Annotated in this window: 22 protein-coding genes and 1 tRNA gene; 11 read left to right on the forward strand and 12 right to left on the reverse strand. The window is 65.0% G+C overall.

All coding sequences use genetic code 11. The annotated features are described in order from the left end of the window. Positions 1 to 20: 20 nt before the first annotated feature. The gene (locus tag AC1DGP_RS22125) at positions 21 to 1,022 is read left to right on the forward strand and encodes a HAMP domain-containing protein (RefSeq protein ID WP_476832530.1); all 1,002 of its coding nucleotides are present in this window, start codon (positions 21 to 23) and stop codon (positions 1,020 to 1,022) included. After that, positions 970 to 1,701: a methyl-accepting chemotaxis protein gene (locus AC1DGP_RS22130; RefSeq protein ID WP_476832531.1), complete on the forward strand. Its 732-nt coding sequence runs from the start codon at positions 970 to 972 to the stop codon at positions 1,699 to 1,701. Before AC1DGP_RS22125 ends, AC1DGP_RS22130 begins: the two co-directional genes overlap by 53 nt. Before the next feature lie 7 nt (positions 1,702 to 1,708). Here the strand turns inward: AC1DGP_RS22130 and AC1DGP_RS22135 are convergent, their stop codons facing one another. The 3 genes from AC1DGP_RS22135 to AC1DGP_RS22145 form a co-directional block, all read right to left on the reverse strand. After that, complete coding sequence (locus tag AC1DGP_RS22135; RefSeq protein WP_441493236.1) at positions 1,709 to 2,470, reverse strand: ABC transporter permease; 762 nt, start codon at positions 2,468 to 2,470, stop codon at positions 1,709 to 1,711. A gap of 8 nt (positions 2,471 to 2,478) precedes the next feature. Then, positions 2,479 to 3,402: an ABC transporter ATP-binding protein gene (locus AC1DGP_RS22140; protein ID WP_441505811.1), complete on the reverse strand. Its 924-nt coding sequence runs from the start codon at positions 3,400 to 3,402 to the stop codon at positions 2,479 to 2,481. Positions 3,403 to 3,728: 326 nt separating this feature from the next. Then, a complete protein-coding gene (locus AC1DGP_RS22145; RefSeq protein WP_441505648.1) occupies positions 3,729 to 4,355 on the reverse strand; it encodes a hypothetical protein in 627 nt (208 codons plus the stop codon). Positions 4,356 to 4,521: 166 nt separating this feature from the next. Here AC1DGP_RS22145 and AC1DGP_RS22150 point away from each other — a divergent pair, with 166 nt between their 5' ends. The 7 genes from AC1DGP_RS22150 to AC1DGP_RS22180 all read left to right on the forward strand — a co-directional run bounded on the left by AC1DGP_RS22150 (position 4,522) and on the right by AC1DGP_RS22180 (position 10,242). Then, complete coding sequence (locus AC1DGP_RS22150) at positions 4,522 to 5,811, forward strand: DUF3422 family protein (protein ID WP_441505649.1); 1,290 nt, start codon at positions 4,522 to 4,524, stop codon at positions 5,809 to 5,811. 112 nt (positions 5,812 to 5,923) lie between these two features. Continuing rightward, positions 5,924 to 6,541 (forward strand): glutathione S-transferase family protein, encoded by a 618-nt coding sequence (locus tag AC1DGP_RS22155; RefSeq protein ID WP_441493225.1) that lies wholly within the window; start codon positions 5,924 to 5,926, stop codon positions 6,539 to 6,541. A gap of 217 nt (positions 6,542 to 6,758) precedes the next feature. Next, positions 6,759 to 7,127, forward strand: a complete 369-nt coding sequence (locus AC1DGP_RS22160; protein ID WP_441505650.1) for a DMT family transporter — start codon at positions 6,759 to 6,761, stop codon at positions 7,125 to 7,127. Between the two features lie 3 nt (positions 7,128 to 7,130). Then, positions 7,131 to 7,271 carry a hypothetical protein gene (locus AC1DGP_RS22165; RefSeq protein ID WP_441505651.1) on the forward strand — a complete coding sequence of 47 codons (141 nt, stop codon included), beginning with the start codon at positions 7,131 to 7,133 and terminating at the stop codon, positions 7,269 to 7,271. A gap of 34 nt (positions 7,272 to 7,305) precedes the next feature. Next, entirely contained in the window at positions 7,306 to 8,298 is a 993-nt protein-coding gene (locus tag AC1DGP_RS22170) for an NAD-dependent epimerase/dehydratase family protein (RefSeq protein ID WP_441505652.1), read from the forward strand. After that, entirely contained in the window at positions 8,295 to 9,734 is a 1,440-nt protein-coding gene (locus AC1DGP_RS22175; RefSeq protein ID WP_441505653.1) for an aspartate aminotransferase family protein, read from the forward strand. Before AC1DGP_RS22170 ends, AC1DGP_RS22175 begins: the two co-directional genes overlap by 4 nt. A 127-nt stretch (positions 9,735 to 9,861) precedes the next feature. After that, positions 9,862 to 10,242: a VOC family protein gene (locus AC1DGP_RS22180; RefSeq protein WP_441505654.1), complete on the forward strand. Its 381-nt coding sequence runs from the start codon at positions 9,862 to 9,864 to the stop codon at positions 10,240 to 10,242. Between the two features lie 6 nt (positions 10,243 to 10,248). Here the strand turns inward: AC1DGP_RS22180 and AC1DGP_RS22185 are convergent, their stop codons facing one another. The 5 genes from AC1DGP_RS22185 to AC1DGP_RS22205 all read right to left on the reverse strand — a co-directional run bounded on the left by AC1DGP_RS22185 (position 10,249) and on the right by AC1DGP_RS22205 (position 14,035). Next, positions 10,249 to 11,562 carry an FAD-binding oxidoreductase gene (locus AC1DGP_RS22185; RefSeq protein WP_441505655.1) on the reverse strand — a complete coding sequence of 438 codons (1,314 nt, stop codon included), beginning with the start codon at positions 11,560 to 11,562 and terminating at the stop codon, positions 10,249 to 10,251. Beyond that, complete coding sequence (locus tag AC1DGP_RS22190; RefSeq protein WP_441505656.1) at positions 11,559 to 12,449, reverse strand: UbiA family prenyltransferase; 891 nt, start codon at positions 12,447 to 12,449, stop codon at positions 11,559 to 11,561. Before AC1DGP_RS22190 ends, AC1DGP_RS22185 begins: the two co-directional genes overlap by 4 nt. 224 nt (positions 12,450 to 12,673) lie before the next feature. Then, positions 12,674 to 13,033, reverse strand: coding sequence for a RidA family protein (locus tag AC1DGP_RS22195; protein ID WP_441505657.1), 360 nt, complete (start codon positions 13,031 to 13,033; stop codon positions 12,674 to 12,676). 373 nt (positions 13,034 to 13,406) lie between these two features. Continuing rightward, positions 13,407 to 13,796: a RidA family protein gene (locus tag AC1DGP_RS22200; protein WP_441505658.1), complete on the reverse strand. Its 390-nt coding sequence runs from the start codon at positions 13,794 to 13,796 to the stop codon at positions 13,407 to 13,409. Between the two features lie 162 nt (positions 13,797 to 13,958). Further along, a tRNA-Arg gene (locus AC1DGP_RS22205) sits at positions 13,959 to 14,035 on the reverse strand. Between the two features lie 28 nt (positions 14,036 to 14,063). Between AC1DGP_RS22205 and AC1DGP_RS22210 the strand changes: the two genes are divergently transcribed. Both AC1DGP_RS22210 and AC1DGP_RS22215 read left to right on the forward strand, forming a co-directional pair. After that, complete coding sequence (locus AC1DGP_RS22210) at positions 14,064 to 14,846, forward strand: hypothetical protein (protein WP_441505674.1); 783 nt, start codon at positions 14,064 to 14,066, stop codon at positions 14,844 to 14,846. A 40-nt stretch (positions 14,847 to 14,886) separates the two neighbouring features. Continuing rightward, positions 14,887 to 16,329, forward strand: coding sequence for a M48 family metalloprotease (locus tag AC1DGP_RS22215; protein WP_476832532.1), 1,443 nt, complete (start codon positions 14,887 to 14,889; stop codon positions 16,327 to 16,329). Between the two features lie 402 nt (positions 16,330 to 16,731). Here the strand turns inward: AC1DGP_RS22215 and AC1DGP_RS22220 are convergent, their stop codons facing one another. The 4 genes from AC1DGP_RS22220 to AC1DGP_RS22235 all read right to left on the reverse strand — a co-directional run bounded on the left by AC1DGP_RS22220 (position 16,732) and on the right by AC1DGP_RS22235 (position 21,923). Next, the gene (locus AC1DGP_RS22220; RefSeq protein WP_069878873.1) at positions 16,732 to 17,334 is read right to left on the reverse strand and encodes a CarD family transcriptional regulator; all 603 of its coding nucleotides are present in this window, start codon (positions 17,332 to 17,334) and stop codon (positions 16,732 to 16,734) included. Positions 17,335 to 17,723: 389 nt separating this feature from the next. After that, entirely contained in the window at positions 17,724 to 18,062 is a 339-nt protein-coding gene (gene fdxA / locus AC1DGP_RS22225) for a ferredoxin FdxA (protein ID WP_069878872.1), read from the reverse strand. Positions 18,063 to 18,239: 177 nt separating this feature from the next. Next, positions 18,240 to 18,551 carry an RNA-binding S4 domain-containing protein gene (locus tag AC1DGP_RS22230; protein ID WP_476832533.1) on the reverse strand — a complete coding sequence of 104 codons (312 nt, stop codon included), beginning with the start codon at positions 18,549 to 18,551 and terminating at the stop codon, positions 18,240 to 18,242. 42 nt (positions 18,552 to 18,593) lie between these two features. Next, a complete protein-coding gene (locus AC1DGP_RS22235; RefSeq protein ID WP_441505813.1) occupies positions 18,594 to 21,923 on the reverse strand; it encodes a helicase-related protein in 3,330 nt (1,109 codons plus the stop codon). Between the last annotated feature and the right edge of the window lie 85 nt (positions 21,924 to 22,008).

Below are 22,008 nucleotides of genomic sequence, written 5' to 3' on the forward strand. Positions count from 1 at the left end.
GCGCTTCAACCCACGAGCGGATGGCGTCCCTGCGCAAGATTTCCAGCCAGATCTTCGGAGCCGTCCTGCTTCTCGCCGTCACTGCCGCCCTGGCAACCATCCTCGGGGTCCAGGCGCTTGGCCGCTACGCGGCGATGACGGACGAGATGCAGCTCGCATCGCGCCGCGTGTTGATGGCCGAACGGATCAACGGGTTGGTCAACGCCGTCGTGATGGAAACGCGCGGGCTCTATATGAGCCGCGATTCCGCCGATGCCGAGCGCTTCGCCCAGCCACTCCTGGATGATCTTGCCCAGATCCATGAGGTCATGGACGATTGGCGCCCTCTCGTTCAGGCAGAGGACGGCGCAGCCTTTGCCGCTGTCTCCGACCAGATCGAGCAATTCATCCGCTTCCGGCGGGAGACGGTTCGGCTCGCACGCATCGAGGGCCCCTCCGCAGCAAACAGGCACGGCAACAACGAGGTCAACCGGGCGAACCGCAAGGCACTGAACGAAGCGTTGAAACACATCGCGGTTCTCAACGACGTCAACAGCCGCATCATCGATTCCCGCCTCGACGCGCTGCAGGACAGCAGCGCGAGGCGGCAGACGCTGATCGGCGCTCTGATGATCGCGGCCGGTCTCGCTCTCGCGCTCTGGATCGTGCATCGGCGCGTTTCACAGCCGCTCAGGCGGTTGGCGGCAACGATGCGCCGCTTGGCACAGTCGGAACCGGTCGCCGAAATTCCTCTGTCGGCACGCCCGGACGAGATCGGCGATATGGCCCGCTCGGTCGTCGTCTTTCGCGACAACGCCATGGCGCGCGCCGAGCTCGAAGGCACCGCCCGGGTGACCGAGACCGCCCGTGCCGAGCGTCAGATCAGGATTGACACGCTCATCCGCAGCTTCGATGCCAGGATCGACGCCGTGCTGAAGACGGTGAGATCCGGTTCGAGCCAGATGGAGAGCACGGCCCGGACGTTGAACGATGCAGCGACAGCGGCAACCTCAGGCCGAAGACGCTCGCGCTGCCTGCCTTGATGCCGCCGACAGCGTTCGGAATGTTGCCGCGGCTTCGGAACAGCTCTCCGGCTCGATCGCCGAGATCACGGGGCGGGTCGCCAAGGCCAATGGCGTCGTCGGCAATGCCGCGCGCGATGCCACCAGCGCGAGCGCGAATGTCGCCAACCTGACCTATGCCGCCGAAGAGATCGGCAAGATCGTCTCGATGATCCGCGACATCGCTGCCCAGACCAATCTCCTCGCCCTCAACGCCTCGATCGAGGCTGCACGTGCCGGCGAGGCCGGGCGCGGCTTCAGCATCGTCGCTGGCGAGGTGAAGACCCTGGCGAGCCGAACGTCCCAAGCGACGGATGAGATCGCCGCCCAGATCGCGGCCTTCGAAACCGAGACACGCGGCGCAGTCGCCGCAATCGAAGCGATCGCGGCGGTGATGGCCGAAGTGGCCCAGCACACCGTGGCGATTGCAGGGGCGACTGAGCAGCAGATGCAGGCAACGGCGCAGATCGCCCGCAATGCGCAGGCAACGTCGGATGGCACCGTCCGCGTCTCGCGCAAGATGGAGGGGGTCACCGCCGCATCCGAGGAGACCATGCTTTCGGCAAGTCAGGTTCTGAAGACAGCCGAAAGCCTGAGTCGTGAGGCGGAGACTCTGCGGGGTGCCGTCGAGACCTTCTTCTCTGACGTCAAGGCGGCCTGAGGCCGGCTCAGGTCTTCAGGCGATATCCGGTCCGGAAGATCCAGCCGACAGTCGCAATGCAGGCGGCGAGGAAGACCAGCGTCATTCCCAGGCTGACGACGATGCCGACCTCGGAAACGCCGAAGAAGCTCCAGCGGAAACCGCTGATCAGGTAGACGACCGGGTTGAACAGCGCCACCGTCCGCCAGAATCCCGGCAGCATGTCGATCGAGTAGAACGACCCGCCGAGGAAGGTCAGTGGCGTCACCACGAGCAGCGGGATCACCTGCAGTTTCTCGAAACCGTCGGCCCAGATGCCGATGATGAAACCGAACAGGCTGAAGGTCATCGCGGTCAGGAACAGGAAAAGCAGCATCCAGACCGGATGCTCGACCCTGAGCGGCACGAAGGCCGTCGCCGTCAGCAGGATGATCAGGCCGAGAAAGATCGATTTCGTGGCCGCCGCGCCGACATAGGCGATGACCGCCTCCCACCATGCCACGGGCGCCGAGAGCAGTTCGTAGATCGTGCCGGTGAATTTCGGAAAATAGATCGCGAAGGAGGCGTTGGCGATGCTCTGCGTCAGCAGCGAGAGCATGATCAGGCCAGGCACGATGAAGGAGCCATAAGCGACGCCGTCGATCGCCTGCATGCGCGAACCGATCGCGGCACCGAAGACGATGAAATAGAGCGAGGTCGAGATCACCGGCGAGACGATGCTCTGCAGTGGCGTACGCCAGGTGCGCGCCATCTCGAAGCGATAGATCGCGCGCATCGCGTGGAGATTGATAGCCATGATCAGTGCCGCTCCCTCACCAGGCTCACGAAGATGTCTTCCAGCGAGCTCTGGCTGGTGCGCAGATCCCTGAAGCGGATGCCTGCGGTCGCGAGATCCTGCAGGAGCGCGGTGATGCCGGTCCGCTCCGCCTTGGTGTCATAGGTATAGACCAGTTCCTCCCCCTCGGCCGCGAGCGCCAGATCATAGGCTGCAAGCCCCACCGGCAACGCGGCAAGCGGCTCCTGCAGGGAGAGCGAAAGCTGCTTCTTGCCGAGCTTGCGCATCAGCTCGGCCTTGTCCTCGACCAGGATGATCTCGCCCTTGCTGATCACGCCGATCCGGTCGGCCATCTCCTCGGCCTCCTCGATGTAATGCGTGGTCAGGATGATGGTGACGCCGTCGTCCCTGAGGCGCCGGACGAGCTTCCACATGTCCTGGCGGAGCTCGACATCGACGCCGGCCGTCGGCTCGTCGAGGAACAGGATCTGGGGTTCATGCGCCAGCGCCTTGGCGATCAGCACACGCCGCTTCATACCGCCCGAGAGCGTCATGATCCGGTTGTCGCGCTTGTCCCAGAGCGAGAGATCCTTGAGCACGCGCTCGACATGGGCCGGGTTCCGCGGCAGGCCGAACAGCCCCCGGCTGAAGCTGACCGTCGCCGAGACGGTCTCAAAGGCGTCCGTGGTCAGCTCCTGCGGCACCAGCCCGATGCGCGCGCGCGCGGCCCGATAGTCCTTGATGATGTCATGACCATCGGCGAGCACGCTGCCGGAGGTCGGGTTCACCAGTCCGCAGATGATGCTGATCAACGTCGTCTTGCCGGCACCGTTGGGTCCGAGCAGGGCGAAGATCTCGCCGCGGCGGATTTCCAGATCGACCGATTTCAGTGCGCTGAAGCCGGACGCGTAGGTCTTGGACAGGTTGGAAACGCGGATGATGGACATGGCCACGATATAGGGGAAGCGACGGAGGGATGCGACCGCGCCGCCATGCGCCGCGAGCACGTCAGCAGATCATATGACGACTGACTGATTTCGTCAGCAGTAAAATGCCAATGGCCGGGACAAGCCCGGCCATCCCCAATCCTCGCTGGCCCTTCGTCTCAGCGCATGAAGAACCAGAGCAGGATGATGACGGGAATCGGCACGCCAAGCAGCCAAAGTGCAATCGAACGCATTGGGACAGCCCCTTATGAATGATCGTGCTGGAGCAACGTCCTGAGGCTGCCCAAGGTTCCGGCCGCTCCCTCCTMGCTTCCTCGGGCGCAGCCTCACGAAAACAGCGTCGCGCTTCCATGCCAGAGCGGACGATAGCCATGCGCGAGGGCCGCGATGGTCGCAGGCGGCGTCAGTACCAGGACGGTCCCGGGCGCCCGCCGCCGTCGCTCGATATATCCGTTGGGAGACCAGAGCAGCGCGGCCTCACCGCGCAAGGCCAGCCACTCGCCGGCCCCAGCCTCGATCATGGTTCCGTCCGGCAATCGATCGGCCTGAAGCCGGTGCTTCTGCTTGGCTCGTCCGATCCGGCGCTCGCCATCCAGAATCCGGTCGATCTCGGGAAAGAGCGGCTCGGACATGAGGCCGAGGCCTCGGACCAGCGCCGCACGGTAGCCGAGCGCATCCGCCCGCCGGCACTCCATGCAGGGCCGGTGCCCGGCCGCAAGCGCCGTCACCTCGTCGCAAAAGAACAGCTCGGTGTAACCCTTGCCCCAGACCTGTCGCCGTCGCCCCTTGAAGGAGAGCACGCAACAGATCCACTGCCGCGTGGCGTGCGACCGGATCGGCGCGGCCTGCGTGTGCGGATCGTGAAACCGGCCGCCGCGATTGCCGAACACCAGGCCACGCGCAGGGTCGCGGGCGAGCGAGCCGTCGGGCCTTACACGGTTGGGCAGGGGCATGGCTGGCTCCTGGGTTCTCTCTTCAGAACTTGGCACATCATGCTGCCGGATCCTGTCGGCAGCATTCTTCCCTCCCTGCTTGCGGCACCATGCCCATCTGGCCGGGCACGCGACTTTGCGGCAGTCTTGCCTCTATCGGGAGCGGTCGAACGGGCGTCGGGGCGACATGATCGAGCACCAGAAGGGCGGCCTCGTACCGCACCCCGACCGCGAGGTCATTCTCGCCGAGGTCCACGCCCGCCCCTTCGCGCCGATCGAGACCCCGCGCCGCCTGCTGCATTTCGCCTTCCTGACCGATGCGGCTCAAGCGGCGGCAGACCGCGACGCCTTGGCTCGATTTTGTTCCGAGCGCGGTGTGACGCCCCTGGCCGAAGGCGCCAAGCATCACCGCGCCCGCCTCGCGGAGATTGGCCTGCGCTGGGAACAGCATAGCGAGTTCACGACCTATAGCTGGGAATTGCCATCGCCCGAACGCTCCGCCTTCGTTCCGACGGCAATCGATCTGCAGCATCCCATGCACGAGTTGCCGCAGCCCGGCCCGCACCTCGTCTCGATCGACCTCCATCTCCTGCCCGCGATCGGGGCTGGGGAGCTGGATGCGATCTTCGATCCTGCGAGCCTCGCCGCATCGCTCGTCGATAATGCAAGCGCCGTTGCGGCAACCGATTTCCGGGTCAGTGCCGGCGGGTTCGTCCGCATCCTCCTGCTTGACCGCGAACTGACATCGTCCCGTTCGGGGGCCCTGACCCAGAGGCTTCTGGAGATCGAAACCTATCGGACATTGGCTCTGCTCGGCCTGCCGGAGGCGCAGCGCATCGGCCCATCGGTGCGTGCCACGGAGGAAACGCTGGTGCGCATTGCCTCGACGATGACGGCGACGGAGGGCCTTGTCTCCGACAATGCGCTGCTCGACGAGATGACCGCGCTCGCCGCGCGTCTCGAATCCGAGGCGGCGTCCACGAACTATCGCTTCGGTGCGAGTCGCGCCTATGACAACATCGTCCAGCAGCGCCTGATCGCGATCGGCGAAACGCCGCATGCCGGCTGGCCGACGCTCGCAGCCTTCCTGTCCCGGCGGATGGCGCCGGCGATGCGCACCTGCCAGATGCTGCAGGAGCGCCAGACCGACCTGTCGCGCAAACTCGCGCGCGCCGCCAATCTGCTACGCACCCGCGTCGATGTCGCACTCGAGCAGCAGAACCGCGACCTGCTGGCGGCCATGAACGAGCGCACCCGCCTCCAGCTGCGGCTGCAGCAGACGGTCGAGGGCCTCTCGGTCGCGGCGATCGGCTATTACGTCGTCAGCCTCTTCGGTTACCTCGCCAAGGGCGCGAAGGATGCCGGCTTCCTGCCCATCGACGTCGGCATGGCGACAGCGCTCTTCGTACCCATCGCCCTCATCGGGGTCTGGGCGGCGGTCCGACGCATCCGGCGCGGGCATAGCGAAGAGAGCTGAGCACGGGCCGTGCCGGTCCTGACATCTACTGACATCAAGTACCGTCACAACTCCCGCCATCGCCGCGACGACGCACCCTATCGGGAGCGCCGTCCTCATGATGGAGAGAGCCATGCTGACCTTCTACCACGCCCCGCAATCGCGTTCCTTCGGCGTGCTCTGGCTCCTGGAAGAACTCGGGCAGCCCTACCGGATGGAGATGATCGATATTCGCGCCAAGAGCGGTGCCCCCGAGGACTACCGCGCCATCCAGCCGCACAAGAAGGTACCCGCCGTCATCCATGACGGTATCATCGTCACCGAGCGTGCCGCGATCTGCATCTACCTCGCCGACGCCTTCCCCCAGGCGGGTCTCGCGCCTGCGCTGAGTGATCCCGCGCGAGCCCCCTATCTGACGGCCCTCGTCTATACCGACGCAGTACTCGACCCGATCATCGCGACCAGGGCGACCAATATCGATTACGTCCCGCAGCATTTCTCCTTCGGGTCGCACGAGGACACCGTTGCCTATCTGGAGAAGCGCCTCGGCAATCAAGATTTCGCGGCCGGCGACCGCTTCACCGCCGCCGACACCCAGCTCGGCAGCGGCATCCATTTCGGCATGAACATTATCGGCGCGCTGCCGCGCCTGCCTGTCTTCGAGGCCTATCTCGCTCGCGTATTCTCGCGGCCGGCGTTGCAGCGCACCCTCGACAAGGATGGTGTCCTTGAAGAAGGGCAGGTCGCCTGAGCGCAGGTCTCGAGGATCGGTCGATCTTGCATGCCCCGGCGACCGCCATGCCCGCCAGAACCGGCGGGGAACAGGGCATGCGAGATCCGCGAGACTTGTCCCCAAGGCCTCAGCATCTTCTTAAGGTTACGGTTAGGTAAGGTCGCTGACGTAAGGCATTTGAAGTATTTTCAGCCGCATTCAGGGCCCGTCAAGAACGCGGACAAATGCTGCCCCGATGAATTCCTACATACCCCTGATTCTGTTTACCGTGCTGACCAACGCAGCCGCGCAACTGATGCTGAAACGGGGCATGACCGGCATCGGTAACCTCGATATCGCGAATGACGGACTGATCTGGACCGTATTTCGGGTCGTCTTCAACCCCTTCGTCTTCGCCGGCCTCTGCACCTTCGTGGTCAGCATGGCCTCGCATCTGATCGTATTGTCCAAGGTACAGATCAGTTACGCCTACCCGTTCCTGAGCCTCGCTTACGTCGTGGTCGCGGTCTACGCCTACTTCGTCTTCCAGGAAGACCTGAGCCCTGCCCGCATCGCCGGCATTGGCTTCATCGTCGTTGGCACCATCTTCATCGCACAGAGCTGAGTCATGATGGACCTGATCGCACGCTTCATTCTCCGCCTCGGCATCCTGTTCGAACCGCCCGAGAACAGACCCGCCTTGCGCCCGGTGCCCGTGCCCGTGCCGGTCCGTGACCGGCGCCCTCGCCTTCCCGACACGTCGCGCTGACGCATCTCATCATCGAACCAGCGGCAAACTCAGCATGAAACACATCATTATCGGCGGAGACGGCTTCGTCGGCTCGCATCTCGCGGCGGACCTCGCCGCCATGGGCGAGGAGGTGCTGGTCGCGGATATCCAGAAGAGCGCTCACGCCCATTACGCGGCGGTCCCCTTCCAGACGATCGACGTAACCAGAGCCGAGAGCGTGGAGAGCATCCCGCTCGGCCAGGATGATCTCGTCTACAATCTCTCGGCCAAGATGCTCTCGCCGATCGTGACCCGTCGGGAACGCCACGATTTCTTCTGGCCGGTGAACTATCACGGCACCGCCAACATCCTGAACTGGATGGAGAAGCGCGGCGCCAACAAGCTCGTCCACTTCACCACGGACATGATCTACGGCCACTCCATCACCGTGCCGCAGGACGAGACCCATCCGGCAAGACCCCTCGGCGAATATGGCGAGAGCAAGCTCGCCACCGAGACCCTGGCGCAGACCTATCGCGACAAGGGTTTTCGGATCCCGATCTTCCGGCCGCGCCTGATCATCGGCCCGGGCCGCCTCGGCATCCTCGTCAAGCTCTTCCGCCTGATCGACATGAACCTGCCGGTGCCGATGATCGGCGGCGGCGGCAATCCCTACCAGTTCATCTCGGTGTTCGACTGCGCCAGCGCCTGCACCGCAGCCTGGAAGGCCGACTTCCCCAACAGCGCCTATAATCTCGGCTCGGACGATCCGCCGCCGGTGAAGAAGCTGCTGGGCGACCTGATCAGGCATGCCGGCTCGAAATCGATCCTGCTGCCGACGCCTGCACCATTGGTCAAGTTCGCCTTGAACACGCTTGACGCGATCAATCTGCCGATCATGGACCCGGAACAGTACATGATCGCCGACGAGATCTGCATTCTCGACACCAGCAAGGCCAAGCGCGAGCTCGGCTGGACCCCGAAATACCGCGACGAGGACATGCTGCTCGCCGCCTATACCGAATATCGCAAGAGCAAGGGCGAGCAGAGGAGCAAGGCCGCATGAGCATGCCAGCTTTCAGGAACGACGATTCCCCAGCCCGCCCGAAGCTGATCAGCGTCGAGGAGGCCAAACAGCTCGACGCCGCACAGGTGAAGGAGCTCTTTGCCAACCACATCAACCCCGGACAGCTGCATTTCCTCAAGCTGCTCGGCTTCGACAAGATCATCGTCGATCGTGCCGAGGGCATGCATTACATCACCCGGGACGGACGCAAGATCCTCGATTTCTTCGGCGGGTTCTGCTCGGTCGCCTTCGGCCATAACCACCCGCGCATCATCGCCGCCCGGCAGAAGTTCCAGGACGAGAACCGCCACGAGATCTGCATGGCGTTCATGTCGCAATATGCGGCCGCCCTGGCCCGGAATCTCGCCACGATCTCGCCCGGCGATCTCGACATGGTCTTTCTCGGCTCGACCGGCTCGGAAGCCATGGAAGCTGCGCTGAAGGTCGCCGAGCAGGTTCAGGGCCCGGGCAAGTCGAAGATCCTGCATGCCGCGAATTCGTTCCACGGCAAGACCAAGGGCGTGCTCTCGGTCACGGATTCGACGCTCTACCAGTCCCAGTTCAAGCTCGTCGAAAACCGGGTCAAGGTGCCGTTCGGCAATATCGAGGCCGTGCGCCTAGCGCTCGAATCCGATCCGGCGATCGGCATCGTCGTGATGGAGACGATCCAGGGTGGCGGCGGCATCGTCGAAGCCCCCGAAGGCTTCTGGCGCGACTTGCGCGCGCTCTGCGACAAGCACGGCGTCCTCTGGATTGCCGACGAAGTGCAGTGCGGGCTCGGCCGCACCGGCCAGTTCTTCGCCTTCGAGCGTGACGGCGTCGTGCCCGACGTCACCGCACTCGCCAAGGCTCTCGGCGGCTCCAAGGCTGCGATGGGTGCGATGATCGCCCGGCGCGAACTCTACATGAAGGCCTATGGCAAGCCGAAAACCGCATTGATCCATGCCCAGGCCACCTTTGGGGGCATGGGCGAGGCCTGCGTCAGCGCGATCGAGGCCCTCAACGTGCTCTATGAGGAAGACCTCATGGGCAACGCCAAGCGCCAGGGCGACTACCTGATCGAGAGGCTGAACACCCTTCGCGCCAAGCACCCGACGCTGCTCAAGGAGATCCGCGGCCGTGGCCTGATGATCGGCGTCGAGTTCCAGGACATCAGCGAGGCCATGCCTTTCGGCGTCAAGCACATGGTCGCGCTGCTCGACGACAAGCTGAAGGGTTCGCTCTGCGGCTTTGTCGGCGCGCTGCTCCTGAAGGATTACGACGTGCTCGTCGCCTTCACCGAATACAACCGCAACGTCATCCGCCTCGAACCGCCGCTGATCGTGACGCGCGAGCAATGCGACCAGTTCATCGAGGCACTCGACGACCTGCTCTCGCGCGGCATCACGCGGATCGTCACCGATTATCTGCGCAAGGTTGCGACCGCGAAGAACTGAGCTCCCTGCCCAGGCAGCTTCCCCAGGGTCGGCATGCGCCGGCCCTTTTGCGTCGCAGCGCCTGCTGACAGAAATCCGTGGCCGCTCGTGCAGAACTCTCCCTTCCGCAGCATCAATCCGGTGAGCCATGTTGAGCCATCTCTCCTTCGGCGTGTCCGATCTCCCACGGGCGATTGCCTTCTATGATGCTGCACTGGCGCCGCTCGGCCTCGTGCGGGTCTGGACGGTTGCCGATGGAGCAGGCTACGGGCCGCCGAATGGCGGCGATCTCCTGGCGCTGAAGCTGCAGGCTGGCCCGGTCACTCCGCCGGGGCCGGGGTTCCACCTCGCTTTCGCGGCGGGGACGCGTCAGGCTGCCGACGATTTCCATCGGGCCGCGCTTGCGGCAGGCGGACGGGACAACGGCGCCCCCGGGTTGCGACCGCGCTATGCACCTGACTATTACGCCGCCTTCGTCATCGATCCGGAAGGCTATCGGCTTGAAGCCGTCACCCGGGCAACCGCCTGAACGACGTTAGCCCGCAGTCACGCGGCGCCAGAAGCCGGATGAGAAGCCCGGATCGACATGCCGGGCAAAATCCCGCCACTGCGGGAAGGATGCCTCGAAGGTCGCAGGCGACATGCGGGCATCCTTGTAAGGGTTCACCCGGCCGCCCGCCGCGATTGCCACGCGATCAAGCTCGTCCAGCAGCTTGAGCGTCCGCTCGCCGCGATGCGGGAAATCGAGCGTCAGCGTCGCGCCCACAACCGGAAACGACATGATGCCTGGCGACGGCACGTCCCCAAACAGCTTCAGCACCGTCAGAAAGGATGCCTCGCCAGCCGCGAGCGTGCGCCTCAGCATCTCCTCGACCGCCCTATGCGCCTGCGCCATCGGCACCGCGCATTGGAACTGGCGCAAGCCCCGCGGGCCATAGGCGCGGTTCCAGTTACTCACCCGGTCGAGCGGGTAGAAGAACGGCCGATAGGGAATGCGCCTCGGCTCCGGCGAACGCGGCTGCGCGGCCCGGTAGAGCATGTTGAAGGCACGCAGCGTCAGGCGGTTGATCAGCGGAAAGGGAGGATTGATCGGGAATGGCAGCGGGCGCGCTGCGCGCGACTGCGGCAATTCCGACGCCGGAGCATGATTGGCACGGAAAAAAACGCCGCGTCCGAAGCTAGTCCCGCCAGCAAGCGAGTCGATCCAGGCCACGGTGTAGTCATGGGTTGCATCGGATTCCGCCGCGACCTCGAAGAAGCGCCCGAGGCTCGGGAAATGGATCGCCTCCTGACGCATCTCGGCGGATGGGATCGGCATCAGCTGCAATGTCACCTGGGTGATCAACCCGGTCAGCCCATAGCCGCCGATCGTGGCGGCGAAGAGCTCTCTGTTCATGTCAGGCGCGCAGGTGAGCCGGGCCCCGTCCGAACGCGCCAGCTCGAAGGCACGCACATGCCGCCCGAACGTGCCGGCGCGATGGTGGTTCTTGCCGTGCACGTCGTTGGCGAGCGCCCCGCCAACGGTGACGAAGGCGGTGCCCGGCGTGACCGGCAGAAACCAGCCCAGCGCAACCACATGCTCCAGGATGGTGTCCAGCAACACTCCGGCTTCGCAGGTGATCAGTCCGCTTTCGCGATCGAAGGCCAGGATCTGATCGAGGCGACGCGCCGCGATCAGCCCGCCGCCATCATTGAGGCAGGAATCGCCGTAGGAACGGCCATTGCCATAGGCGAGCACGGTCGAAGGGTAGCGCGCAGGCTCGGCACTCCAGGCGTCCGGCATGATGATCTGCGTATTCCGGGCGATGAGGCCGCCCCAGGACCGATATTCGGGCGCTCGTCCGTTCACGGCAGGACCGTCGCGGCGACCATGATCAGCAGCACCAACCCACCCGTCACCTGGCTGCGCCAGTCGCGGATCATGAAGACCAGCGGATCATCCGGCATCTGACCACGACGGGCGAGAAACCAGATCCGCGCCATCTGATAGAGGATGACGGGGCAAACCAGCCAGATGATCTCGGGGTGACGATAAAGCTGCTTCACGGCCGCACTATCGACATAGAGCGCCATGATCAGCGCGCAGGTGCAGCCCGAGGCCATGCCGAGCTGCGACAGGGCCTCGATATCCTCGGCCTGATAGCCGCGGCCGGCCTTCTTCAGCCCGGACTGGTCCTGCGTGATTCGCAGCTCCGCATAGCGCTTGACCAGCGCAAGGCTGAAGAACAGGAACATCGAGAAGGCGAGCAGCCAGGACGAGACCGGAATCGCCGCCGCGGCGTTGCCGGCCAGGATGCGCAGGGTATGCAGAGCTGCAAGCCCGAGCACGTCGACCAGCAGCTTGCGCTTGAGAACGAACAGATAGAGCAGCGCCAGGACGAGATAGGCGGTCAGCGCCAGCAGGAACGTACCCGGCTCAGGCACGAACACTGACGAAGCGAAGGCCGCGATCATCAGCAGTGGCACCGCAGCATAAGCCTGCTTCGCGGTGATCTCGCCGGCAGCCAGAGGGCGCTTGCACTTGGTCGGGTGCCGCCGATCGGCCTCGACATCGACAATATCGTTGAGGAGATAGATCGCCGAGGCGAGCAGGCTGAACGCGACGAACGCAATCGCCCCGTGGCCGAGCGCAGCGAGATCGAACACGTCATGGTTCAGCAGGATGGGGACGAAGACGAGCCCGTTCTTGAGCCAATGATGCGGTCGCATCGCTCGGATCATCGCGCGAACAGACATGTCAAAGCCCTTGTCCACCTTTCAGGGCCGCCAGGCGATCGAACAAAGATCGTCATGGCTTCCCGTGCGAGGCGAACAGGAACGGCCTCGGCGCGTCCTGCTATGGCGGTCAAATCCCTAAACCGCGGTGGAAATCACGTCCGCCTCGTCGAGATTCAACCGCCATGCTTAATGACAGGCTGACGATAGGTCAGATTGCCGATGTGCCGCGCGGCCCCCGGAATTCAGGGGGCCTTCTTCGCGGCCACAGCGGTGATCTCGATCGCATATCCCGGCGAAGCGAGCTTCGCTTCCACCGTTGCGCGCGCCGGCGCGCTGCCGCGGGCGACCCATTTGTCCCAGACGGCGTTCATCTCGGCGATCCCAGCAATATCGGTCAGGAAGATCTGAACGCTCAGAATCCGGTCCTTCGCACTACCGGCGGCTTCGAGCGTTTCCTCGAGCAAGGCCAACACCTCCTCGGTCTGCCGCGTCAGCGTCTCCCCTTCGGTCTTCTCCGCGACATGGCCGGCGAGGAAGACAATGCCGTTGAAAATGGCGGCGTCGCACCACCGTTCCGTCAGGCCTATACGTTCGATCGACATGGCTCTGTATCTTCCTGGTTGTTTGAACTGTGACGGCATAGAGCGTCGCGCATGCCAAGCCCCGCCTCGGAGCGCAACTCCACGGCAGACTGGTCCGCATTCTGCGTTGCGCTCCGCATCTTATGGGCGAGCCGGCGCAAGACTCGTCACGGACTGCAAAGGGGTAAGCAACGCCCGACGCACAATCCATGCGCGCGGGCCAATCACGTGCAAGGCACTCTCGCGACCCCGCACGTCCAGGCCTCGACTGGGCAAGAGCTGATCCTATGCAGGCAACGGCGCGAGCTGCGATCAGGCCGAGCGGTCAGACCGGTCCAGTATCCGGCCTCAGGATGTGCGCAGCGCGCGACCGCCCGCTGCGCGATCGCGAGGTCTACTTCATTTCACCGAGATAGGCGGTCGCGTCGATCTCGACGAGACAGTCGGGCGAGCCGAGGCCATTGACGATGCAGGACACGCGATGCGGCGAATCCTCGGCGAAATTGGCGAAATAGACCTCGTTCATCGGCTCCCAATAGGCACGGTCGGTGACATAGACTGTGCACTTGACGACATCCTTCAGGCTGCCGCCCGCCTCCCCCAGGAGAGCGCGGATGTTGTCGATGCATTGCTGCGTCTGACGCCGTGCGTCGCCGACGGCATACTTGCCCTCCCTGTCCATCCCGACGCAGCAGACGAACATGAAGTCCCCGGCGACCGTCGCCTGGGCGAAAGGGAGCCTTCCCTTGAAGACACGGTCGGAAGAGATCGTACGTTTGGGCATCGTGAACCTGTGGGGTGGGAGTTGCGCGGCGGCCGGCCGCTATCGGGCAACAGTCGCGAGGGCTGCACAAGCCAGCAACGGCGCCTGAGCCAAGGCTAACCTATGGTCAGAAGCCCAGCCAGACGGGTCACCCCGTCCAGTCTCAGATTGCTGTGGGAGAACTGGCGTCCCGGAAGGGATTCGAACCCCTGACCTACGGTTTAGGAAACCGTTGCTCTATCCTGCTGAGCTACCGGGACGCACGTGAATGCGTTTAGCATAAAGCGCATGCGGGTGAAGCCTCTTGTTGCAGTCATGCTGAGTCTCATTGCCGCGTCGGGCAAGGCGCTGGCGAACGATTCCTGTCCGGCCGCGGCCGCCGAGACGCCGACGGTTCGTTTGGCTGGCACCGACACCAGCGGCGATCTGCTGCTCGACGATGGCCGGCGGATACGCCTCGTCGGACTGGCCCCTCGGCAGGACGACGCGGAGATCGCGCGTTTCGTCGCGGCCCTGGCAGCGTGGCAAGGCCGCGATCTCCGGATCGTCATCCTGGCCGAGCCCGATCGCTGGGGCCGCATCGCGGCGCGCCTGCTGGCCGATCCGGATACCCAGGCCACCGCACCGCTGGACCTGTCGGTCGCCCTCATCCGAAGCGGCGCAGCCTGGCATCTACCCGATTCCGTCAGCAGCCCCTGCGACGCGCTCTTGCGGGCATCTGCCCCGAATGCCACCCCATCCGCGCGACAAACTGGCCCAAAACCAGCCAATCTCGTCGATGGTCACGATATTGCCGCGTTGAAGGTGCACGCCGGTCGCGTCATCGTGCTGGAGGGGCGGATCGCATCGATCGGCGAGCGACCGCAGCGTTCCTATCTGAATTTTTCGCGCCGGCGGGGAGCCGGTGCGTCGGTCGTCGTGTCGAGGAGGCTCTGGCGGGAGATGCGGGAGGTCGGCTGGACCGCCAGGACACTGACGGGTAAACGCGTGTGGGCGCGCGGCGTACTGAGCGGGCCGGATGGATTGTCGCTTGAACTCCCCTCCCGCGCAGCCCTGGAACTGATCGATTAGAACCATGCTGGCCTTTCGCCGACAGACTGTGTCACGCCCCATGGCGCGACTAGGCGCCCTGCTCCTTCCCGCCCTGCTGCTTTCCGGCTGCTTCGGCGACCAGAGCGTCCTGCCCCCCCAACCGGCCGATGGCGAGCTTGCCCCGCGGCTGAGCACGTTCCAGCGCGCGTCGGACCGCGAGCATTTGCGGCTGCTGGCCGCTTTCGGCGGCGAGTACCGCGCGCCAAACGCTCGGGCCCAGCTCAACGAAGTCGTGGCGCGGCTGGTCAAGGCTGGCGAAGGGCAGATCGGCAGCTACGAGATCACCATCCTGAACTCGCCGGCGGTGAACGCGTTTGCCCTGCCGAATGGCCGGCTCTACGTCACGCGCGGGCTGCTGGCGCTCGCCAACGACACCAGCGAGATCGCTTCGGTGCTCGCCCACGAGATCGCTCACGTAACCGCCCATCACGCCGTCGAGCGGGCTGAGGCCGAAGCTGAGTCTGCGCTTGTCACGCAAGTCGTCACACAGGTGCTCAACGATCCGGCTGCTGGCGCCTCCGTTCAGGCCGGCTCCAAGATCTCGCTCGCCCGCTTCTCGCGACAGCAGGAGCTGATTGCCGACCAGATCAGCGTCCGCAACATCGCGCGCGCCGGCTACGACCCCTATGGAGCGGGCCGCTTCCTGGGCGCGCTCGGCCGCAATACCAGCTTCCGCAACAGCGGCCAGGGCCAGAGCGGCAGCGAGAAGCGGCTCGATATTCTCTCCAGCCATCCCTCGACCCCGGAGCGCGTCGCCGCCGTCACGGCGTCCGCCCGCCAGATCGGTGCACCCGGGCTTGGCGAGCGCGATGCGGCCCGCTGGCTCGCTGCGATCGACGGCATCGCCTATGGCGACGACCCGAGCGATGGCGTGGTACGAGGCCGGCGCTATCTCAACAGCACCTTGCGCATCACCTTCGATGCCCCCGACGGGTTCGACCTCGAGGCGGCGCGCGACATGGTCATCGGTGTCAGCGGCAACGGTGCCCAGGCGCTGCGTTTTGATTCGGTCACGCTCAAGCCCGGCCAGACCCTCGAATCCTATGTCGCCTCCGGCTGGATCGACGGGGTCGAGACCGGCCCCGTCGAAAAGCTCGACCTTGAGGGCCAGTCCGCCGTCCTGGCCAGCGGCAAGGGGACCGACTGGACCTTCAGGCTCGCCGCCATCCAGGCAGGCAATCGCGTCTATCGCTTCATCCTGGCGGCCCGCGGCAGCAGCGATCCGGAGCGCCCGATGCGCGCCGTGCTCAGCAGCTTCCGGGTCCTGACTGCAGCGGAAGCACAGGCCACGAAGCCTCTGCAATTGCGGATCGTCAGCGCCTCCGAAGGCGACACGCCTGCAACGCTGGCCGCCCGCATGGCGACACATGAGCGCGCGTTCGACCTCTTCCTGCTGCTGAACGGGCTCGATCGTAACAGCAAGCTGACGCCCGGCCAGCGCTACAAGATCATCGCCGAATAGGGGCTGCCCGCGCGGGCAGCCCTGGCTTTCCTTGCTACAGCATCAGGCGCCACCGACGGAACCGGCGTGATCGGCTTCTGCAGGCGCCCCCTGCACCGGCAACAACCTTGCCGGCGCCGCTTCCGAACTGACTGGCCGCAAGGTTCTCCATGGGCGCTCGCCCGATCTGGCCCAGGTCCCGTGGGGTCACGCAGATCAAGGTCCGCCTGCTGATCCACCGGACCGCGCGCGATGGGCGGCCCGTCCAGCAGCTGCCGGATCACGAGAAGACGCTCAGGGCCGCCAAGCCAGCCTGGGAGCGCTTAGTCGCCCTTCTCCCGCGCAAAAACCGGAGCCGTCTGGCCAAGAAAAAACCCGGCGGTTGCCCGCCGGGTTGATTGGCATCATGCCGGAGGAATCGCCTCAGGCGGCTTCTTCCTGCAGATCGTCATTGTCGCTTTCGAGATCGGCATCAGCCGGGTCGACCTCGGTGCCCTTGGCCGCACGACGCGGCGACTTGGCGAGCTGGCCCTCGATCTTCTTCAGCGCTTCGGTCTCGGTCACGTCGTCGACGACCGCGATCTCACGGGTCATGCGGTCAACCGCAGCCTCGTAGAGCTGACGCTCGGAATAGGACTGCTCGGGCTGCGCCTCGGAGCGGTAGAGATCGCGGACGACCTCCGCGATGGCGACAAGATCGCCCGAATTGATCTTCGCTTCATATTCCTGGGCGCGGCGCGACCACATGGTGCGCTTGATCCGGGCCCGGCCGGTCAACGTCGTCAGCGCCTTGCTGACGATATCGGTATCGGCAAGCTTGCGCAGGCCGACGCTCACAGCCTTGGCGGTGGGAACACGCAGCGTCATCTTGTCCTTGGCAAAGCTGACGACGAAGAGTTCAAGCTTGAAGCCGGCAACCTCCTGCTCTTCGATCGCCGTGATCTGGCCGACGCCATGGGACGGGTAGACGACGAACTCGCCCGTCTTGAAACCCTGGCGCACAACAGCTTTCTTCGCAGTGGACATGCCGTTACGACTCCTGACGGGACCGCTTGACACGGCCCACGATGACACGTCCCCGGCCGGAATGACCGGAGACACTCTGCCTGATGCGTTGCAATCCCGACCGAGCGGTCACGGACCCGCAGCCTCACGCTCCCTCAGCCGATTGCTACTTGACCACCGAACACGAAAATCACCACGCTCCGGCCTTCTGCCGGAAGCCCTGGTCATCCCGTATCTATGGGGGTGCCCCGTTTATGAATCCTCGCAGGGGCAGGCGGAACCAATTCGACTGCACGAACAGGTGTATCACAAAAAACACGCCGAATCAAAGGTAAACGCCGATTAACACCGGAACTGCATGTCGCAGCGCCGGTGTGCTCATCGCTCAGCCTCTTCCCCTTGGGTGAAATTCAGTCGCCTTCGCCGGGGTTCGGCGAGAAATGTTCTTCGAGCTTTCCAGCCACGCCATCAAAGTCCTTGGCGTCGGCCGGCGGGTCCTTCTTCTGGGTCAGGTTCGGCCAGCTCGACGCATATTTCGAGTTGAGCTGCAACCAGCTCTCAAGGCCGGGTTCGGTATCGGGCTTGATCGCCTCGGCCGGGCATTCGGGCTCGCAGACACCGCAATCGATGCACTCGTCGGGATGGATGACGAGCATGTTCTCGCCTTCGTAGAAACAGTCGACGGGACAGACCTCGACGCAGTCCATGTACTTGCACTTGATGCAGTTTTCGGTGACCACATAGGTCATGTCGCCAGTCCTTCCCGGTCCATCCTGCCGGATCATAAAGACCCGGAAGGCGGGTATTTCAAGGTCGATATCCGGGCTGCGGCAGAAAGAAAAATCTCTTCCGGCCAGCTCCGGAAGGAAACTCCTCCTGAAGCACCCAAGCCTGCCCAGGCAGGCCTATCGAACCGCTCCCGCGCTCTATCCGCTCGGATCGTCCTCCGCAAGCGGCGCATCGCCGMGCGTGCTCTCCCCCAAGCGCTCATAGAGCAGTTGCGCCTCCTCATAGGGACCGCGCCTGCTGCCCAGGGCGAGCAGGCGCACCACTATGGTCTCATGCACCAGCGCCAGTGTCAGCACGTCGCCGAGCTTGAGCCCAAGCGCTGCATTCCCTGCACGCCGACCATTCACGCGGACATGGCCGTCATCCACCAGACGCACAGCGACCGAGCGCGTCTTGGCGAAACGCGCGAACCAGAGCCACTTGTCGAGACGCTGGCGATCTTCCCGCAAGGACAGCCTTTCCGCTCAGCCCCAGGTCAGTTGAGCCCCATGTCAGGTCTTGCGCCCGCCGCCCTCGAGCTGGGCCTTGAGAGCCGCAAGCTTCGCAAAGGGCGAATCCGGATCAGGCTCGCGCTCGGCCGGACGCGGCTTTGACGCCTGCTGGAAACGCTCGTTGCCGCGCTCCTCGCGGCGTGGGCCACCTGGGCGTCCATCGCGCTTGAAGTCCGGCCGCGGGCCACGCCCCTGCTCGGGGCGGCCATTGCGCTGCGGCCGGCCGCTGCGCTTCTGATCACCCTCGCGCGGCTGCGCATCCTGTCGGGGAGCATCACCTTGAGACGCATTGGCGGCAGCCGGACGGCCACGATCGCCCTGGCGGCGACGCTCGTCGGGCCGGCCGTCACGGTTCGGACGTTCACCACGCCCTGCGCCAGGCTGACGCTCGCCCTGAGCGCCGTCGCGGCGACCGCGCCCGGCATGCTCCGGCCTGCGCCCACCCTGGTGACGATGCGGCCGCCAGACCTCGATTTCCTGCACCTCGGTCGCAGCAACGACATCAACTGCTGCCTCAGGGGCAAGAGCTCCCGCGGCAAGCGTCTCGGAGACAGCTGTCTCGTCGGCAGGCGCCGGCAGAGCAGACATGGCATCGGCTGGCACCGGATGTGCGGCTTGCTCGAGCTCAGTCTCCGCCGCGGTCGGGGCGTCGGCCGTTTCAGGCGCGGCAGCCTCCGAAGAGGCAGCCTCGGCGGTCTCGATGTCAGTAGCGGCCAGAGGCTCGTCGACAATACCGGCGCCGGCCTCATCGGCCACCACCGCCGGATCGGCCTCGTGCCCAGCCGGGACGTCCGTAGTTTCCGCGGTCGGCGCGTCGGCAACCGGAGCGGTAGCCGCGACCGGTGGCTGCGCCAGCGGCACGGTAATCGCCGGTCCCGGACGCTTGGCCGAGACATAGCCGAGGGAGCGCAGGATCGAGGCGAAATCCTCGCCCGCACAACCGACCAGCGAGGTCATGGCACCGGTGACGACAAAACCGTCCTGATCGGCCGCGCCGGTGGGCGGCTGGCCCTGGGTCAGGCCCGGGCGATAGGCGATAGCCGGCCGGATCAGGTCAGCAAGCCGCTCGAGGATATCGACACGCACGGCGCGCTCGCCGCAGACGCGATAGCCGGCAGCACGGTAAAGACCCTTCGGCACCGCCTTGTCGACGGCAAAGGATGTCCGACCCGAGGCTGCTAGATGGGCAATATCGTCGAGGCCCGACGTATCGGGCCCGCCATGCTTCAGCGCCCAGAGCTGGGCAGCCAGCGCACGTGGTGCCGGCTTCAGCAGGGCCGGGACGTAAAGATGAAAGGCTCCGAAGCGGATGCCGAGCTGACGGAGTGCTGCGCGGCCCTCCTGATCCAGCGTCTTCATCTCCTCGCCGACCTTGGCGCGCTCCAGCACGCCCAGCGACTCCCCGGCCTGATAGGCGATGCCGCGCGCGATACCGGTGACATTCTCGGCATTCTCGAGCAGCTGCAACGCACCAAGCAGACGGGCGATGTGATTCTTGAGCCAGAGAGTGAGGCGCGCGTCGACCTGCTCGCGCGCCGGTCCGGTCAGGTGCTCCTCGACCAGCAGGCGCAGGCGCGGCTCCAGAACCTTGTCGCCGGCGACAAGCCGCGCGACCGGCTCACCGATCCAGCGCACCAGCCCGTCATGCGAAAGCACGAAGGCATCATCAGCCGCGAGCACGACACGCGCGGCGCGCGCTTCGATCTCGCTGGCAAGCGCCTTCATCGCGGCCATGTTCAAGGCTTTCGCCTCGGGCCCGCCAGCCTTGGGATCCGCCGTGAAGCGAAATCCCTGAAGCATCCCGACATGCTGTCCCTCGACGAGCACATCGCCCGTCGTGGTGACCTCAGCCTCCAACATTGCATTCTCCCGCAAACGACGCATCAGCACGCTCGTGCGCCGATCGACGAAACGGCTGGCTAGCCGCTCGTGCAAAGCGTCCGACAGCTTGTCCTCTACAAGACGCGCCACCCCCTGCCAATGCTCTGGATCAGGTAACCAGTCAGGACGGTTTGCGACATAGGTCCAAGTTCGGACCTGCGCAATGCGGGCAGACAGCGTGTCGATCTCGCCATCGGTCCGGTCAAGCGCATCGAGTTGGGCGCGATACCAGTCCGGATCGAGCCGTCCGTGGCGCATCAGGCGCAGATACAGCGTGGTGGCGAGATCAGCGTGCTGCATCGGCGCGATCTTGCGATAATCAGGCAGGCCACACACCTCCCAGAGCCGCTCGACTGCTGCACGGCCCTGCGCCAGCGGCCTGACATCGGCATCGCGGGCCAGAACCTCCAGCGTCGTCATGTCCTCTGCGATCAGCGCACGGGTCAGCCCCTGCTCGGTTGGCTGGACGTTCAGGCTGGCGATCAGCCCGTCGACGGAGCGCAGATCGAGATCGGAATTGCGCCATTGCAGCTGCCGCACCGATTCAAAACGATGATTCTCGATCGCCTCGACCAATTCGGCGTCGAAGGGCGGGCAACGCCCGCTCGTGCCAAAGGTGCCGTCGCGCAGATGGCGGCCGGCGCGCCCGGCGACCTGGCCGAACTCCGCGGGGTTCAGCTTGCGGAAATGATGGCCGTCGAATTTCCGGTCCGACGCGAAGGCGATGTGATCGACATCGAGATTGAGCCCCATGCCGATGGCGTCCGTCGCGACGAGATAGTCGACATCGCCCGACTGGTAGATCTCGACCTGGGCGTTGCGCGTGCGCGGCGAGAGCGCGCCGAGCACGACGGCGGCTCCCCCCTTCTGCCGACGGATCAGTTCAGCGATCGCATAAACCTCCTCGACGGAGAAGGCGACGATCGCGCTGCGTCGTGGCAGGCGGGTGATCTTCTTGTCGCCGGCAAATGTGAGCTGCGACAGGCGTGGACGCGTGACGACGTTCACCCCGGGAATGAGCTGCTCGATCAGCGGCTTCATGGTGCCCGCGCCGATCAGCATCGTCTCGGCCCGACCGCGCCGGTTCAGCAGGCGGTCGGTGAAGACGTGACCGCGGTCGAGGTCGGCGGCGAGCTGAATCTCGTCAATCGCGACGAAATCGACGGCGAGATCGCGCGGCATGGCCTCGACGGTGCAGACCCAGAAGCGGGGCCGCTGCGGCTTGATCTTTTCCTCGCCGGTGACCAGCGCCACCGCCTCGGGGCCGACCTTCTCGACCACGCGGCCATAGACCTCGCGCGCCAGCAGGCGCAGCGGCAGGCCGATCATTCCGGTCGGGTGCGCCACCATCCGCTCGATCGCCAGATGCGTCTTGCCGGTATTGGTGGGCCCGAGAACTGCTGTGACACCCTGCGCACGAACCGAGGGCGGAAGAGAGCGTGCTGAAATCAAGACGCGACCGATCGTTTCCTTTGGGCCCTTGCCGGCAGCAGACGCTGGGGAAAGCGTCCTACCTTGGCACAAGCTGGAGCGC

This window comes from Allobosea sp. 05T433, assembly GCF_056396065.1.

Excerpts from the sequence above, each read along its gene's own strand:
- AC1DGP_RS22150 (WP_441505649.1), top strand. The coding sequence starts at position 4,522 with ATGATCGAGCACCAGAAGGGCGGCCTCGTACCGCACCCCGACCGCGAG.
- AC1DGP_RS22170 (WP_441505652.1), top strand. The coding sequence starts at position 7,306 with ATGAAACACATCATTATCGGCGGAGACGGCTTCGTCGGCTCGCATCTC.
- AC1DGP_RS22145 (WP_441505648.1), bottom strand. The coding sequence starts at position 4,355 with ATGCCCCTGCCCAACCGTGTAAGGCCCGACGGCTCGCTCGCCCGCGAC.
- AC1DGP_RS22195 (WP_441505657.1), bottom strand. The coding sequence starts at position 13,033 with ATGTCGATCGAACGTATAGGCCTGACGGAACGGTGGTGCGACGCCGCC.
- AC1DGP_RS22155 (WP_441493225.1), top strand. The coding sequence starts at position 5,924 with ATGCTGACCTTCTACCACGCCCCGCAATCGCGTTCCTTCGGCGTGCTC.
- AC1DGP_RS22200 (WP_441505658.1), bottom strand. The coding sequence starts at position 13,796 with ATGCCCAAACGTACGATCTCTTCCGACCGTGTCTTCAAGGGAAGGCTC.
- AC1DGP_RS22215 (WP_476832532.1), top strand. The coding sequence starts at position 14,887 with ATGGCGCGACTAGGCGCCCTGCTCCTTCCCGCCCTGCTGCTTTCCGGC.
- AC1DGP_RS22210 (WP_441505674.1), top strand. The coding sequence starts at position 14,064 with ATGCGGGTGAAGCCTCTTGTTGCAGTCATGCTGAGTCTCATTGCCGCG.
- AC1DGP_RS22130 (WP_476832531.1), top strand. The coding sequence starts at position 970 with ATGCAGCGACAGCGGCAACCTCAGGCCGAAGACGCTCGCGCTGCCTGC.
- AC1DGP_RS22165 (WP_441505651.1), top strand. The coding sequence starts at position 7,131 with ATGATGGACCTGATCGCACGCTTCATTCTCCGCCTCGGCATCCTGTTC.
- fdxA (WP_069878872.1), bottom strand. The coding sequence starts at position 18,062 with ATGACCTATGTGGTCACCGAAAACTGCATCAAGTGCAAGTACATGGAC.
- AC1DGP_RS22175 (WP_441505653.1), top strand. The coding sequence starts at position 8,295 with ATGAGCATGCCAGCTTTCAGGAACGACGATTCCCCAGCCCGCCCGAAG.
- AC1DGP_RS22140 (WP_441505811.1), bottom strand. The coding sequence starts at position 3,402 with ATGTCCATCATCCGCGTTTCCAACCTGTCCAAGACCTACGCGTCCGGC.
- AC1DGP_RS22125 (WP_476832530.1), top strand. The coding sequence starts at position 21 with ATGGCGTCCCTGCGCAAGATTTCCAGCCAGATCTTCGGAGCCGTCCTG.
- AC1DGP_RS22180 (WP_441505654.1), top strand. The coding sequence starts at position 9,862 with ATGTTGAGCCATCTCTCCTTCGGCGTGTCCGATCTCCCACGGGCGATT.
- AC1DGP_RS22220 (WP_069878873.1), bottom strand. The coding sequence starts at position 17,334 with ATGTCCACTGCGAAGAAAGCTGTTGTGCGCCAGGGTTTCAAGACGGGC.
- AC1DGP_RS22160 (WP_441505650.1), top strand. The coding sequence starts at position 6,759 with ATGAATTCCTACATACCCCTGATTCTGTTTACCGTGCTGACCAACGCA.
- AC1DGP_RS22190 (WP_441505656.1), bottom strand. The coding sequence starts at position 12,449 with ATGTCTGTTCGCGCGATGATCCGAGCGATGCGACCGCATCATTGGCTC.